The sequence below is a fragment of the Deinococcus piscis genome, assembly GCF_014653275.1.
Lineage (GTDB): Bacteria > Deinococcota > Deinococci > Deinococcales > Deinococcaceae > Deinococcus > Deinococcus piscis.
The window spans coordinates 18,380-31,251 of sequence record NZ_BNAL01000010.1 but is presented as its reverse complement, the minus strand read 5'-3'; the positions used below and the strand labels follow the sequence as shown (position 1 = coordinate 31,251).

14 protein-coding genes are annotated in these 12,872 nt (G+C 66.1%); 10 read left to right on the top strand and 4 right to left on the bottom strand.

Annotated features, from left to right (window positions below):
• Positions 1 to 27 precede the first annotated feature (27 nt).
• From IE158_RS05565 to IE158_RS05555, 3 genes are all read right to left on the bottom strand, one after another.
• Positions 28 to 687, bottom strand: a complete 660-nt coding sequence (locus tag IE158_RS05565; protein ID WP_189642681.1) for a potassium channel family protein — start codon at positions 685 to 687, stop codon at positions 28 to 30.
• Positions 688 to 821: 134 nt separating this feature from the next.
• Entirely contained in the window at positions 822 to 965 is a 144-nt protein-coding gene (locus IE158_RS05560; RefSeq protein WP_189642680.1) for a hypothetical protein, read from the bottom strand.
• Positions 966 to 1,081: 116 nt separating this feature from the next.
• Complete coding sequence (locus IE158_RS05555) at positions 1,082 to 2,473, bottom strand: TrkH family potassium uptake protein (protein WP_189642679.1); 1,392 nt, start codon at positions 2,471 to 2,473, stop codon at positions 1,082 to 1,084.
• Positions 2,474 to 2,544: 71 nt separating this feature from the next.
• Here IE158_RS05555 and IE158_RS05550 point away from each other — a divergent pair, with 71 nt between their 5' ends.
• From IE158_RS05550 to IE158_RS05515, 8 genes are all read left to right on the top strand, one after another.
• Positions 2,545 to 3,159 carry a LysE/ArgO family amino acid transporter gene (locus IE158_RS05550; RefSeq protein ID WP_189642678.1) on the top strand — a complete coding sequence of 205 codons (615 nt, stop codon included), beginning with the start codon at positions 2,545 to 2,547 and terminating at the stop codon, positions 3,157 to 3,159.
• A 32-nt stretch (positions 3,160 to 3,191) separates the two neighbouring features.
• A complete protein-coding gene (locus IE158_RS05545) occupies positions 3,192 to 3,752 on the top strand; it encodes a 3'-5' exonuclease (protein WP_189642677.1) in 561 nt (186 codons plus the stop codon).
• Positions 3,753 to 3,953: 201 nt separating this feature from the next.
• The gene (locus tag IE158_RS05540; protein ID WP_189642676.1) at positions 3,954 to 5,360 is read left to right on the top strand and encodes a tetratricopeptide repeat protein; all 1,407 of its coding nucleotides are present in this window, start codon (positions 3,954 to 3,956) and stop codon (positions 5,358 to 5,360) included.
• Positions 5,361 to 5,435: 75 nt separating this feature from the next.
• Positions 5,436 to 5,900, top strand: a complete 465-nt coding sequence (tsaE, locus tag IE158_RS05535) for a tRNA (adenosine(37)-N6)-threonylcarbamoyltransferase complex ATPase subunit type 1 TsaE (RefSeq protein ID WP_189642675.1) — start codon at positions 5,436 to 5,438, stop codon at positions 5,898 to 5,900.
• Between the two features lie 96 nt (positions 5,901 to 5,996).
• Complete coding sequence (locus IE158_RS05530; RefSeq protein ID WP_189642674.1) at positions 5,997 to 7,190, top strand: acetate kinase; 1,194 nt, start codon at positions 5,997 to 5,999, stop codon at positions 7,188 to 7,190.
• Between the two features lie 179 nt (positions 7,191 to 7,369).
• Positions 7,370 to 9,604: a phosphate acetyltransferase gene (gene pta, locus IE158_RS05525; RefSeq protein ID WP_229838923.1), complete on the top strand. Its 2,235-nt coding sequence runs from the start codon at positions 7,370 to 7,372 to the stop codon at positions 9,602 to 9,604.
• Complete coding sequence (locus IE158_RS05520; protein WP_189642673.1) at positions 9,594 to 9,953, top strand: tRNA-binding protein; 360 nt, start codon at positions 9,594 to 9,596, stop codon at positions 9,951 to 9,953. Before pta ends, IE158_RS05520 begins: the two co-directional genes overlap by 11 nt.
• A 122-nt stretch (positions 9,954 to 10,075) precedes the next feature.
• Complete coding sequence (locus tag IE158_RS05515; protein WP_189642672.1) at positions 10,076 to 10,498, top strand: secondary thiamine-phosphate synthase enzyme YjbQ; 423 nt, start codon at positions 10,076 to 10,078, stop codon at positions 10,496 to 10,498.
• A 65-nt stretch (positions 10,499 to 10,563) separates the two neighbouring features.
• On the opposite strand, the gene IE158_RS05510 is transcribed toward IE158_RS05515, so the two are convergent.
• The gene (locus IE158_RS05510) at positions 10,564 to 11,199 is read right to left on the bottom strand and encodes a GNAT family N-acetyltransferase (protein ID WP_189642671.1); all 636 of its coding nucleotides are present in this window, start codon (positions 11,197 to 11,199) and stop codon (positions 10,564 to 10,566) included.
• A 31-nt stretch (positions 11,200 to 11,230) separates the two neighbouring features.
• On the opposite strand from IE158_RS05510, the gene IE158_RS05505 reads away from it, so the two are divergent.
• Both IE158_RS05505 and IE158_RS05500 read left to right on the top strand, forming a co-directional pair.
• A complete protein-coding gene (locus tag IE158_RS05505) occupies positions 11,231 to 11,998 on the top strand; it encodes a WecB/TagA/CpsF family glycosyltransferase (RefSeq protein WP_189642670.1) in 768 nt (255 codons plus the stop codon).
• A gap of 230 nt (positions 11,999 to 12,228) precedes the next feature.
• Entirely contained in the window at positions 12,229 to 12,867 is a 639-nt protein-coding gene (locus tag IE158_RS05500; RefSeq protein ID WP_189642669.1) for a LysE family translocator, read from the top strand.
• The last annotated feature ends 5 nt before the right edge of the window (positions 12,868 to 12,872 follow it).

Here is a 12,872-nt window from a genome sequence, read left to right as displayed (position 1 = left end):
GGGCCAGGGGCGTATCAGCTTTTGCCTTTACTTGTCCAGGTAGCGCCGCAGCTCGTCGATGTCGTGGCCGGTGCCGATGACCACCATCTTGTCGTGGGGCTCGACCAGGCTGTCGGCGCGGGGGCTGACTTCCAACTGGCCCTTGCGGCTGATGGCGATCACCTGCACACCGAAGCGCCCAGTCATGTTCAGGTCCATCAGGGTGCCGCGCAGACGCTCATTGGCTTCCAGCTCCACGATGGCGTGGTCGCTGCCCAGGTCAAGGGTGTCTACCACATTGGGGTTGGCGATCTGCCGGGCAAGCCGCAGGCCCATGTCGTGTTCCGGGCGCACCACCAGGTCAGCCCCGATGCGTTCCAGCACCCGGCGGGCCATCTCGTCCACGGCCTTGCTGACCACATAGGGCGCGCCCAGGCTCTTGGCGTTCATGGTCGCCAGAATGTTGGCCTGCACATCGGAGCCGATGGCAATCACCACCACGTCAAAGTCACCCACGCCGATAGAGCGCATGCCGCGTTCGTCGGTGGCGTCTACGATGGCAGCGTGGGTCACGCGGTTCATGATCCGCTCTACGTTTTCCTCAATATGGTCAATGGCAACGACCTCGTGGCCCATTTCGTACAGGGTGGTGGCTACAGCGCTGCCGAAGCGCCCCAGGCCCACCACCAGACATTGCTTGGCCTTCATGCCCGCACCGCCGCGCTGAATTGCCGCTCTTGATTTTCCTGGCCGCCTCGCATCACGTCCAGCATCATACTGCGCTGAAGTCTGGCTAACCTGGCGCGGGGCAGGTAAGAAACCCTGTGAATCTCTAACGGCTCCTACGCGGTTCTGAGCCGCCTGCCGAACAGGCCGATGAAAGCCAGTGCAGCAGCCCAGAGTGCGGCGCTGCTGGGCAGCAGGGTGAGGGTCGTCGGCCAGGCCAGGGGAGATGCACCGAAGGCGAACCAGGGCAGCAGGGCCACGGCCACAGGAAACAGGGCGAGAGCAAGCAGAGATATGACCCGCCGCCAGCGCGGCTAGAGCTTGGGGCAAGGGAAAAAGACAGATAGGGCCTGAACCCAGCTCGCCTGAACGATGCCTAGCCCACCAGAATGTCGCGCTCGGGCGGGTAGCGCACGCCGCTACGCTCCTTGGTCCGCAGACTGAACGCCACCGCGAAAGTGAGCGGCCCGATGCGCCCCAGATACATCAGGATGCTGAGAATAATCAGCCCGGCGTCGTTGATGTGTGGCGTGGTGTTCATGCTCAGGCCCACAGTGGCGGCGGCGCTGACCGTCTCGAACAGCAGGTGGGTAAAGTCCAGGTGCGGATTGGTGAGCAGCATCAGGAAAAAGGCGGTCATGACCATCAGGGTGTAGAGCATGGCAACTGTGGTGGCGCGTACCACGTTGTCCTTTTCCACGCGCCGCCCAAACGCAATCAGCTCGCCGCGCCCCAGCACCATGTTCCAGGCTGACCCAGCCAGGATGGCAAAAGTAGAGGTCTTGATGCCGCCCCCGGTAGAGCCGCTGCCCCCGCCGATGTACATCAGCACCATCAGGACCATGATGGTGGCAGTCCGCATGCTCTCGATGTCCACGGTGTTGAAGCCACCTGAGCGCGGCGTCATGCTCTGAAAGAACGCCGCCAGCAGCTTGCCATGCCAGGGCAGGGGCTCCAGCGTGGCATGGTTGCCCGATTCCAGCAGCAGCACGGCCAGAAAACCGATCAGTAGCAGGGCCGCTGTGGTGAAGAGGGTCAGCAGCGAGTACACGGTGAGCCGGTGCTCACGCGGGCGCTGGAGCCAGTTCACCACGTTGAACTGCACGATAAAGCCCAGGGCACCCAGAATCACCAGGGCCGAGAGGGTCAAGCTGACCAGGGGGTCGCTCACATACTGAAACATGCCGCCAGGCACCACCACGAAGCCAGCATTGTTGAAAGCGCCCACCGCGTGAAAAGCCGCCTGAAAAAGACCTTCGCTGAGGCCGAACTGCGGCACGAAGCGCAGGGCCAGCAGCGCCGCGCCCAGCAGCTGCAAGCCCAGCGCATAGGTGAAGATGGTTCGCAGCAGCCGCACCACGCTGCCGGTATCCAGGCCGCTGATCTGCGCCTGAAGATGCTGGCGCTGCGAAAAGTTGACCCGCCGCCCGGTCAGAAAGGCAAACAGCGTCCCGAAGGACAGGATGCCCAGGCCGCCCAGCAAAAACAGCGCCATCAGAATGTACTGGCCGTACCGGGTAAAGGTCTCGCCGGTATCGGCCACCACCAGCCCGGTGATGGTCAGCGCACTGGTGGCCGTAAACAGCAAGTCCACGCTGGTCATCTCGGCTCCCGGGCGCACCACGCCAGGCAGGTGAAGGGCAGCGGTGGCCAGCAAAATCCCAATGAAATACACCAGCGCAATCAGCTGTGGGGGGCGGAGCCGGGCATACCAGGAGCGCCGAGGCCCAGGCTGGCTCGCTGGAGCCGGGCGGGAAATGAGCGGCATCCCTGCATTGTAGGTGCTGGCTCGGCGCTGGGCTGGAACGCGGCTTGGTCGGGAAGCGGTACTGTGCAGCGATGAGTGACGTGCTGGCCGCCTTCGTGCTGGGCCTGGGACTGATTATGGCGATTGGGCCGCAAAATGCCTTTGTGATTCGCCAGGGACTGCGGCGTGAGCACGCGCTACTGGCTGCCCTGGCCTGTGCCCTGAGCGACACCCTGCTGATGACGCTGGGGGTGCTGGGCGTGGGCCGCTTGCTGGCTGCCCGCCCGGAGCTGGTTACGCTCGGCACGCTGGTAGGCGCGGCCTTTTTGCTGTGGTACGGCGCGCAGGCGTTTCGCTCGGCCCGGCGTCCACAGCAGCCAGAGCTGAGCGGTCAGGCCGCCGCCGGGCCACGCGCCATCATCCTCGGGGCACTCGGCTTTTCGTTTCTCAATCCGCACGCGCTGCTGGATACCCTGGTCTTGATTGGCGGAGCCAGCGCGTCGGCGTCACGGCCAGAACTGTTCCTTGCTGGGGTGATTTCGGCGTCGTGGGTCTGGTTTTTCGGGCTGGCCCTGGCGGCGCGGGGACTGGCCGGATACATGCGTTCGGCGCGGACCTGGCAGGCGGTGGACATACTGGTGGGTCTGATGATGTGGGCCACCGCGCTGCACCTGCTGCTGGAACTGGCACGGGAGGCCCGTCCCTGAATTCAGAACTGGAATGCGGCTAAGCTGTGTGGGTGCCAGATATCAAGTGGGGCGGGGACGTCGTTGTCTTCGACCTGGAAACCACCGGCCTGTCGCCCGAGCGAGACGGCATTGTCGAAATAGGTGCGCTGCGAATTCGCGGCGGACGCATCGTGACCGAAGACCCGTACCAGACCCTGGTGCGCCCGCAGAACAGCCTAGGTGAAAGCGTGGCCATTCCCTGGCGTGCTGAGCGGATTCATGGCATCAGCAACGAAATGGTGGCGGCGGCCCCCAGCATTGCGCAGGTGCTGCCCGAGTTCCTGGACTGGGCCGGTGACGCCCCACTGGTGGCGCACAACATCGGGTTCGATTCGGGCTTTATGCGCGCCGCCGCTGGGCGCTGCGGAGTGACCTGGAGGCCCCAGCGGGAAATATGCACCGTGCAGCTGTCGCGCCGCGCGTTTCCGCGTGAGCGCCGGCACAACCTCGATTCGCTGGCTGGGCGGCTGGGACTGACCTTCAGCGAAGGTGGCCGTCACCGCTCGCTGGGCGACGTCGAAGTCACGGCAGCGGCCTATCTGCGCCTGCTGGAGTTGCTGGGAGAAGCGTGAATGTAGAGAGCAGAAAGCGGAAGGCAAAAAGCCCGGGACACAGTGGTTTAGAGCAGAAACAGGGCTTTGAGAGACGGTGGCTCTGGGAGAGAAGGGCGTTGCCTCTCGGTTGGAAATAAGCTCGGTGGGCCCCGCTGCCTGTGGCTTTTTGCCTGCTGCCTGGTGCGGCCCAACCGCGCCCAAGCGCTATGCTAGGCGGCAATGACCGACGCCGCAACATTCTGGCCGCTGGCCTGCGAGGCCCTGGCGGAGGGAGACTTCGAGCAGGCGTTTGCCTTGCTGCAGGCGGGCAACCTGCTTTCGCCCCCGGCGGAGCAGGCCCGCTACGCCCTGCTGGCTGGGGCGCTGCACGCGCTGTACGGCGACCTTGCTGTAGAAGAGTTGAATCTCAGCCTCTCTGAAGCCCGCCGGTTGGACCCGGCCCTGAGTGAAGACCCGCTGTGGCTGGCCCTGAGTGCCGAAGCCGCGGCCCGTGCCGAGGGGCCGCAGGCCGCGCCGCCCCCAGCGGCGGCCCTGGCTGCCGCCGACCCGCTGGCCCGCTTTCACGCCCTGAGTGCCCTGGTGCTGGCGGGCCGCCTGACCGACGCCGTCATGCTGACGCTGGACCCTGCCGAGCTGCCTGCCCACCTGAGCTGGCGTGCGGCAGCCCTTCAGGCCGAGGCGCACGAGGGCCTGGGCGACAGTGCTCAGGCCGCCGAGCTGTTTGCCCAGGCGGCGGTTGGGGCACGCGGTCCTGACCGGGCCGTGATGCTGCAAGAAGGCGCGGCGCTGCGGCTGGCGCAGGGGCAGCTGGACGCGGCGGCGCAGGCATTGGCCGAGGCCAGAGCGCTGTATTCGGCGCAGCCGAGTGACCCCCAGGAGGCGCTGAACCTGTCCACCTGGCACTACCTTCAGGCGCAGGTGCAGCTGGCCCAGGGGCAGGCCGACACGGCCCTGAGTGAAATCGAGGCAGCGGCGGGGCTGGAAGTCGGGCACGGTGACCCCAGCTACGGCGTGGCGCTGGTGCGCGGGCAGGCGCTCAATGCCCTGGGCCGCTCTGAAGAGGCGCTGGCGTCGTTCGGGCGGGCGGCGGAGCTGGCCCAGGAAGGGGACCGGGCCTATGCCCAGCACGAACTGGCGGTGGCGTTGCTGGACCTGGACCGCCCGCTGGAAGCTCAGGAGGTGCTGGAAGCCGTTGCCCGTGACCCCAGCTATCCCTTTCAGGCCGAAATCCTGGCGGACCTGGCCGAGTGCGACTACCGCCTGGGGCAGTTGGCGCAGGCCCAGGCTGGAGCGGAGCAGGCGCTGCGCCAGGGCGCGGTGGTGCCGGCCAGTCTGGTGCTGGGCAACGTGGCGCTGGAGTATTACCACCTCGACGACGCCCTGGCGCACTTCGAGCGGGTGATCGGGGCCTCGCCTGAAGGCAGCCGCGACTGGCTGATTGGGCATCAGATGACCGCCGACATCCTGGCGCAGCAGGGTTTCCGCGAACCGGCGCAGGTGTATGCCCACGCCCAGCAGGCCCTGGAACACACCCCCGAAGGCGACGATTGGCAGGCCACCTTGCAGGCCCACCGTGACCGCGCCGCCGAGCTGATGCAGGGGGGCGGGGGACGGGTGCTGAATTGACCCCCCGAGTAGCGCAAGAACAAGTGTCAAACGGGGCGGCGGGCCGTCCCACGGCCCTGCCCAGGAGGCCAGCCAATGGGTAAGTCACAGAAGCCAGGTCGGGACAATTTCTTGTTGCCAGGCCAGAGTGCCTTGCTGCGCGGCCTGGAGCAGCAGCAGGCCTTTGGCGCGGCGCTGCTGGACCACTTGCCAGTGGGCGGCGTGCTGTTTTTGGAAGGCGAACTGGGGTCCGGCAAGACCAGCCTCACGCAGGGCATGGCGCGGCGGTTGGGCTTTACGGGCACCGTGTCTAGCCCGACCTACGCGCTGATGCAGCCGTACCCGACGCCCGGCGGCCAGCTGCTGCATGTGGACGCCTACCGGGTGCAGCACCCCGGCGAGCTGTACGACATGGGCCTGGAAGACCTGATCGAGGGCAGTCGCCTGAGCGTGATTGAGTGGGGGCAAGCGCTGTACGGCGATTATCCGCAGGCGACGCTGCTGCGGCTGGAGCATGTGCCTGAGGATGAGGACGTGCGCCGGGTGACGCGCCTGAGATAGCAGAGGGCGAAAAGCAGAACTGCTCCGCGCTTTGGCCCACGGTCCCTGGGCATCTGCCTTCGCTCTTCTCCGCCCGCCTCTTTACAATGGACCCATATGCAGATTCTTGTCCTGAACAGTGGTTCCAGTTCGCTCAAGTTCGCCCTGCTGGACCCAGTCAGCGGCGACGTGCGCCTGTCGGGGCTGGCCGAACGGCTGGGGCAGGAGGAGGCCAGCATTCGCCTGGACCGCTTTGCTGGCGGTGAGCGTGAACGCAGTGAAGAGTCGCTCGGCGGTGGGGCGCACACTGAAGCCGTGGCCCGCGTGCTGGCCGAGCTGGACGCCCTGGGCCTGCGGGCAGATGTGGCGGCGGTAGGGCACCGGGTGGTGCACGGCGGCGAGACCTTTAACGCTCCCGCCCTGATCACGCCCGAAGTAGAAGCCGTCATCCGCGCCTGCATTCCCCTGGCCCCGCTGCACAACCCGGCCAACCTCGCAGGCATCGAGGCAGCCCGCGCCGCTTTTCCGGAACTGCCGCACGTGGCCGTGTTCGACACGGCTTTTCACCAGACCATGCGCCCGGTGGCTTACCGCTACGCGGTGCCGGAAGAGTGGTACACCCACTACGGCGTGCGTCGCTACGGCTTTCACGGCACCAGTCACCAGTACGTGGCGGGGCAAGCCGTGCGGATGCTGGGCCTGAATCCTGGTCGGCACGGCCTGATTGTGGCGCACCTGGGCAACGGCTGCTCGGTGACCTCCGTGCAGGACGGCAAAAGCCGTGACACCAGCATGGGCATGACCCCGCTGGAAGGTCTGGTGATGGGCACCCGCAGCGGCAATGTGGACCCCAGCCTGGTCGAGTACATGGTGCGTGAAGCGGGCATGACGGTGCAGGAAGTGACGGGCGCTCTGAACAAGGAGAGCGGCCTGCTGGGCCTGAGTGGCCTGAGCAACGACATGCGCGAGTTGGAAGAAGCCGCCCGGAACGGCCACGCTGGGGCGCAGCTGGCCATAGACAAGTTCGTGTACCGCCTCGCGCAGACCATCGCCAGCTACGCGGTGGGCCTGCACCGCTGGGACGCGCTGGTGTTTACCGGCGGCATAGGGGAGAACAGTTCGTACATCCGCGCCCTGACGATGGAGCGCCTGGGCAGCCTGGGCTTGGTGCCTGACGAGCGGGCCAACGAAAGCACCGTGCGCGGGGAACAGGGCGTGATTTCCCGCGAGGGCTGGGTGACGGCTGTGGTCGTGAGCACCAACGAGGAACTGATGATTGCCCGGCAGACGGCGGAACTGGTGAAGGTCTAAGGGTCTAGGAGTCAAAGTGTCTAAGGGTTAAAGCGTCGGGCCAGATACCAATCAACTGCTCTAAAAGCCTGGCCCCGAATCCTTCCTACCTCCCTTAGACCCTTAGACCTCTTGACCCTCAGACAATCTCCAGTTCCTCCATCACCCACCGACATCTCTCCCCCAAAGGAGCCAGACCCATGAAAACATTCTTTGTTGCCCCCACCCAGAACCGAGTCGGCCTGTCTACCGTGGCCCTGGGCCTCACGCGGGCGCTGGAGCGCCAGGGCCTGCGGGCCGGATTTCTCAAGCCCATTGCACAGACCCACGGTGAGCAGGTGAGCGCCAGCGTGCACTTTGCGCGTAGCCTGAGCGGTTCTACCCGCACGCCTGACCCCATCAGCCTGACCCGCGCCGAGCAGCAGCTGTCGGTGGGCGAGGGCGATGAACTGATGGAGGGCGTGATTGCCCTGGCGCACAGCATGGGCGAGCTGGACGTGCTGGTGGTTGAGGGCCTGGCGCTGAACGAGCGCAATTCCTACGCCACCCGGCTGAACGCCGACCTGGCCCGCAACCTGGAAGCCGAAGTGGTGCTGGTGTCCGACCTGCGCGGCAGCACGCCCGCTTCCCTGGCCGACGAGCTGGAAATCGCCGCGCAGAACTACCGCCGCTCCGACGGTTCGGGGCTGGCGGGGTACGTGCTGAACTTTGCTCCCGAAAAGTTCGACTTTGGCGGGCTGCTGGCCGGGCTGCGCCAGCACTCGCGCATTCTGGCGGACGGTGAGCTGCCGCTGCTGGGCGTGATTACCGAGAACCCGGAGCTCAACGCTGTCCGCACGGTGGACATTGCCCGCTACCTGGACGCCGAAGTGCTCAATGCGGGCGAGATGGACACCCGCCGCATCCGCCGCTTTGTGGTGACAGCGCGGGGCGTGCCGGGCATGGCCGAGCAGAATCTGTTTGCGCCCGGTGCCCTGATTCTGACCCCCGGTGACCGCGAGGATGTGGTGATGGCGACCAGCCTGACCCACCTCAGCGGGGTGCCGCTGGCCGGGCTGCTGCTGACCAGCGGGGTGGCTCCGGTGCCGTCTATTCAGCATCTGTGCCGCGCCGCGCTCACCAGTTCGCTGCCGGTGCTGCGGGTGCCGACCAACTCCTTCGAGACGACCACCCGCCTGGTCGAAATGAGCAACAAAGTGCCGCACGACGACCTGGAGCGTATGGAAAAAGCACTGGACTTTACGGCGGACCGACTGGACACCGCGCAGCTGGTGGGCCGACTGAACGTGCGCATGGGTCACGAGCGACGTCTGCCGCCCAGTGCCTTCCGCTTCGAGCTGATCCAAAGGGCGCAGGCCGCTGGCAAGCGCATCGTGCTGCCCGAAGGCGACGAGCCGCGCACCGTGAACGCTGCTATTCGCTGCGTCGAAAAAGGCATTGCCCGCCCGGTGCTGCTGGCCGAGAAAAGCCGTGTGCAGCAGGTAGCCGAAAGCCAGGGCCTGAGCCTGCCCGACGGGCTGGAAATCGTGGACCCGGCCAGTATCCGTGAGGCGTATGTGGAGCCGATGGTCGAACTGCGCCGCAACAAGGGCCTGACCCCCGAGCAGGCGCTGGCGCAGCTGGAAGACACGGTGGTCCTGGGCACCATGATGCTGGCCCAGGGCGATGTGGACGGCCTGGTGTCGGGGGCCATTCACACCACCGCCAATACGGTGCGCCCGGCCCTGCAACTCATCAAGACCGCGCCGGGCAGCAGCCTGGTCAGCAGCGTCTTTTTTATGCTGATGCCCGAGCAGGTGCTGGTGTACGGGGACGCCGCCATCAACCCCAACCCGGACGCCGAGGAGCTGGCGCAGATTGCCATTCAGTCGGCGGACAGCGCGGCGGCTTTTGGCATCACGCCGCGCATAGCGATGCTTTCGTATTCCACCGGCACCTCGGGTAGCGGCGAGGACGTAGAAAAGGTGAAGGCGGCCACCGAACTGGTGCGCCAGCGCCGACCCGACCTGATGGTTGACGGGCCCTTGCAGTACGACGCTGCCAGTGTGCCCAGCGTGGGCAAAAGCAAAGCCCCCGATTCGCCGGTGGCGGGGCAGGCCACCGTATTTATCTTCCCCGACCTGAACACCGGCAACACCACCTACAAGGCGGTGCAGCGCTCGGCGGGCGTGGTGGCTGTGGGGCCGATGCTTCAGGGCCTGAACAAGCCCGTCAACGACCTCTCGCGTGGGGCGCTGGTGGATGACATCGTGTACACGATTGCCCTGACGGCCATTCAGGCGACGCAGAAAGCCACGGATGCTGCCCATATCGCCCAGCCCAGGGATGCCGCACAGACTGGAGGCACTGTGCAGACTGGGGACACTGTGCAGGCCGGGGGCACTGTGCAAACCGGGAGCACGGGTCAAGCAGAGGAGCCGCAAGGTGGCCGGTGACCTCAAACCTCAGGTGGACCCGGAAAGCACCCTGGAGCGGCTGGACATCCGCCTGGGCCGCGTGCTGAGCGCTGAGGCAGCGCAGGGCGCGCCCAGGGAGGCTTACCGCATCACTGCTGATTTTGGCAAGTACGGGCAGCGGGTCACTGTGGGCCGCTTTACCGGCCACGCGCCAAAGGAACTCATAGGGCTGCCGGTGCTGGGCGTGCTGAACTTTGCGCCGCGTGAGATTGGCGGGCACACCAGCGAGTTCTTGCTGCTGGGCGTACAGATGAAAGGCAAGGACAGCGGCGAAGCGACCCCGCTTACTGTTCTAGGCGACGTCAAGCTGGGCAGCAAAGTGTTCTAGGGTCTAAGGCGGAAGGTGTGAGACAAGGCGTGCCGCTTGCCCGCGTTCATTCCATCTGAACCGGCCAGGCGGCGCAGTAGTGAACGGCTCCCCTCGCTTGACTCCCCGCTAGACTGCCCGCCATGTGGCACCAGACCGACTTGACCCTCAGGCCCTATCCACGCGGTTTCCACCTGATTACCCGCGACATAGAAGCGGCCCTGCCGGAGCTGCGCAGGCTGAAGGTGGGGCTGCTGCATGTGTTCATTCGGCACACCAGCGCCAGCCTCAGCCTGAATGAGAACGCCAGCCCGGACGTGCGGCGCGACTTCGAGCGGTTCTTCTCGGACCTGGTGCCCGAAAGCTACCCGCACTACACCCACACCGACGAAGGCCCCGACGACATGCCCGCTCACCTCAAGGCGGCGCTGCTGGGGCCGTCGCTGACCTTGCCGGTGCGGGCGGGCCGGCTGCACCTGGGCACTTGGCAGGGCGTGTACCTGTGTGAGCACCGTGACCGGGGCGGGGCGCGCACGCTCACGCTGACCTTGCAGGGAGAGGGGTAATTCCATTGTCTGCTCTACACCGCAACGAATTGCTGAGCCCATTTCCAGTCCCAGCTTCAGTATCGCTACAGCCGTAGCCCCAGCGTCAGATGCTCGGTGGTGCGCCCCAGCCAGGGCCGCCACAGGTCCGTTGGCTGGCGGGCCAGCACCTCGAACCCGCAGCGGCGGTACAGCCGCAGGGCCGCGCCGTTCTCGGCAGTGGTCGAGAGCTGCACGCCCGGCACCCCCGCCGCCCGCAGGGCGTCCAGATGCGCTGTGAGCAGCGTGCGGCCCAGGCCCAGCCCCCGCGCCGCTGGCAGCAGGTTGATGTGCAGGTGGGCCGGGTACAGCTCTTCGCTGGCGTGCGGGCTGCCCCAGCGCCCCAGCCGCGCCAGATAGCCCCAGCAGGCCAGGGGCCGCCGCACTTCGCCGCCCACGCTGGCGAGTAGGCCCAGTACTCCTGCCTGCGCGAGCGCGGCGCGGTAGCGGACCGGGTCGGCTGATCCCAGGACATAGCCCAGCACCTGCCCGTGTTTGTCCTCAGCGATGCGGCAACCAGGCCCGCCCGCGCCGTGCAGATACGGCCACACCCACAGCAGCGCAAACAGCCGCCGGTCGGGAAAATAGCGGGCGGCGCTGCCTCCAAAAAATCCAGTTTCGTAGGCCACACGGCCCAGCGCTGCTAGGTCAGCGGGGGCTGGGGGGCGCAGGCGGACAGTCATTCCCACAGCTTAGGCCCGTTAGACTGAGCCCGTGACCGACGCCGCTGCCCGCCCTGAACGCCTGACCCTGTTTGACCTGCCGCTGGATGCCCCCAGCCTGCCGGAGACGCTGGACATTCTGAGCGGCTGGATGTTTGCCCCCGCGCCTACGCCGCACACGGTGGTCACGCTGAACCCCGAATTTGTGATGGACAGCCGCCAGGACCCCGACTTTGTGCGGGTCATCCAGGCCGCTGATCTGGTCACGGCTGACGGGGTGGGCATCGTCTGGGCCGCGCAACAACTGCTGGGCTGTGAGCTGCCCCGCGCTCCCGGCGTGGACATCGCGCAGGGGCTGATGCAGCAGCATGGGCCAGAGCTGCGGGTGTTCTTTCTGGGGGGCAAGCCCGGCGTGGACGGTGAACCCGGCGTGGCGGCGCGGGCGGCGCAGCGCAGCTTTCATGACTACGGCGTCACGGTGGCGGGGCACCATCACGGCTACTTCCGCCCCGAGCAGGACGCCGAAATCGCTGCGCTGATCCGCGCTGCCCGCCCGCACCTGCTGCTGACCGGCATGGGCGGGGGCCGCCAGGAAAAGTTCAACGAAGCGTTCCGGCATGAAATGGGCGTGCCTGTGGCCATTGGCTGCGGCGGCACGCTGGACGTGCTGGCAGGCACCGCCGAGCTGGCCCCGGAGTGGACCCGGAGGGCGGGCGTAGAGTTCATCTGGCGTATCGCCTCAGACCGCTCACGCTGGGGCCGTGCGCCCAAGCTGGCGCGGTTCGTGCCGTTCGTGCTGGCGGAGAAGCGGCGCGGCTAGAGCACGTGACAAAAAGCCGAAGTGTCTTGGCACCGAGCAGGCTGCTCCAGCTCGCGGGAAGCGGCTGCAAGGCACGCTAACACGGCGGCAACAGAGTAGTATGCTTTTTCCCGCACCACGTCATTTGTAGACCTGCTCTAGGCCGACGCGCCGAGACGTAGCTCAAGGCAACTGCCTCTCCCACACCAACACTTTCCCGGCGGAGAGCCTCCGCACAGAGGTGAATTCAGATGGCCGACCTGTCCATTATGGCTACATTTGCAGTGGCGGTCCTTGTCGCCATTGCCGTTCCTGGCCCTGACGCATTGCTGGTCTTGGGCAATACCCTTTCGCATGGCAAGCGCGGCGGAGTGCTGACGGCCCTGGGCGTGTGTCTGGGATACGGGGTGCATATCTTGGCGGCCTTGCTGGGCCTCACGGCCATCGTGCTGGCCTCGGCCACGCTTTTTGGGGCCGTCAAGTTGATAGGTGCCGCCTACCTGATGTATCTGGGGATTCAGACCTGGCGGCAGCGTGGTCACTTGGAGTTGGGTGACGCTGAAAGGCCCCATAGGACTCCCTGGCAGCTGCTCCAGCAGGGATTCCTCGGCAATGCGCTCAACCCCAAAGCCGTTCTCTTTTTTATGGCGGTGTTGCCCCAGTTTGTCCGGCCAGAGCAGGGGCAGGTCACGCTACAGATTGTCCAGCTGGGGCTGGTGAACTTTGTGGTGAGCCTGCTGTTCTACTCGCTGCTGGCTCAAGTTGCTGAACACATCAGACTGGGTCTTCAGCAGCGCCCCGTCATGGCGGGCCGCATTCAAAAAGCACTGGGCGGCCTCCTGGTTGGTCTGGGTGCCAGTCTGCTCCTGACCAAGCGCCCGGCAGCGTAATTTCC

Excerpts from the sequence above, each read along its gene's own strand:
- IE158_RS05565 (WP_189642681.1), bottom strand. The coding sequence starts at position 687 with ATGAAGGCCAAGCAATGTCTGGTGGTGGGCCTGGGGCGCTTCGGCAGC.
- IE158_RS05555 (WP_189642679.1), bottom strand. The coding sequence starts at position 2,473 with ATGCCGCTCATTTCCCGCCCGGCTCCAGCGAGCCAGCCTGGGCCTCGG.
- IE158_RS05550 (WP_189642678.1), top strand. The coding sequence starts at position 2,545 with ATGAGTGACGTGCTGGCCGCCTTCGTGCTGGGCCTGGGACTGATTATG.
- IE158_RS05540 (WP_189642676.1), top strand. The coding sequence starts at position 3,954 with ATGACCGACGCCGCAACATTCTGGCCGCTGGCCTGCGAGGCCCTGGCG.
- tsaE (WP_189642675.1), top strand. The coding sequence starts at position 5,436 with ATGGGTAAGTCACAGAAGCCAGGTCGGGACAATTTCTTGTTGCCAGGC.
- IE158_RS05530 (WP_189642674.1), top strand. The coding sequence starts at position 5,997 with ATGCAGATTCTTGTCCTGAACAGTGGTTCCAGTTCGCTCAAGTTCGCC.
- pta (WP_229838923.1), top strand. The coding sequence starts at position 7,370 with ATGAAAACATTCTTTGTTGCCCCCACCCAGAACCGAGTCGGCCTGTCT.
- IE158_RS05515 (WP_189642672.1), top strand. The coding sequence starts at position 10,076 with ATGTGGCACCAGACCGACTTGACCCTCAGGCCCTATCCACGCGGTTTC.
- IE158_RS05510 (WP_189642671.1), bottom strand. The coding sequence starts at position 11,199 with ATGACTGTCCGCCTGCGCCCCCCAGCCCCCGCTGACCTAGCAGCGCTG.
- IE158_RS05500 (WP_189642669.1), top strand. The coding sequence starts at position 12,229 with ATGGCCGACCTGTCCATTATGGCTACATTTGCAGTGGCGGTCCTTGTC.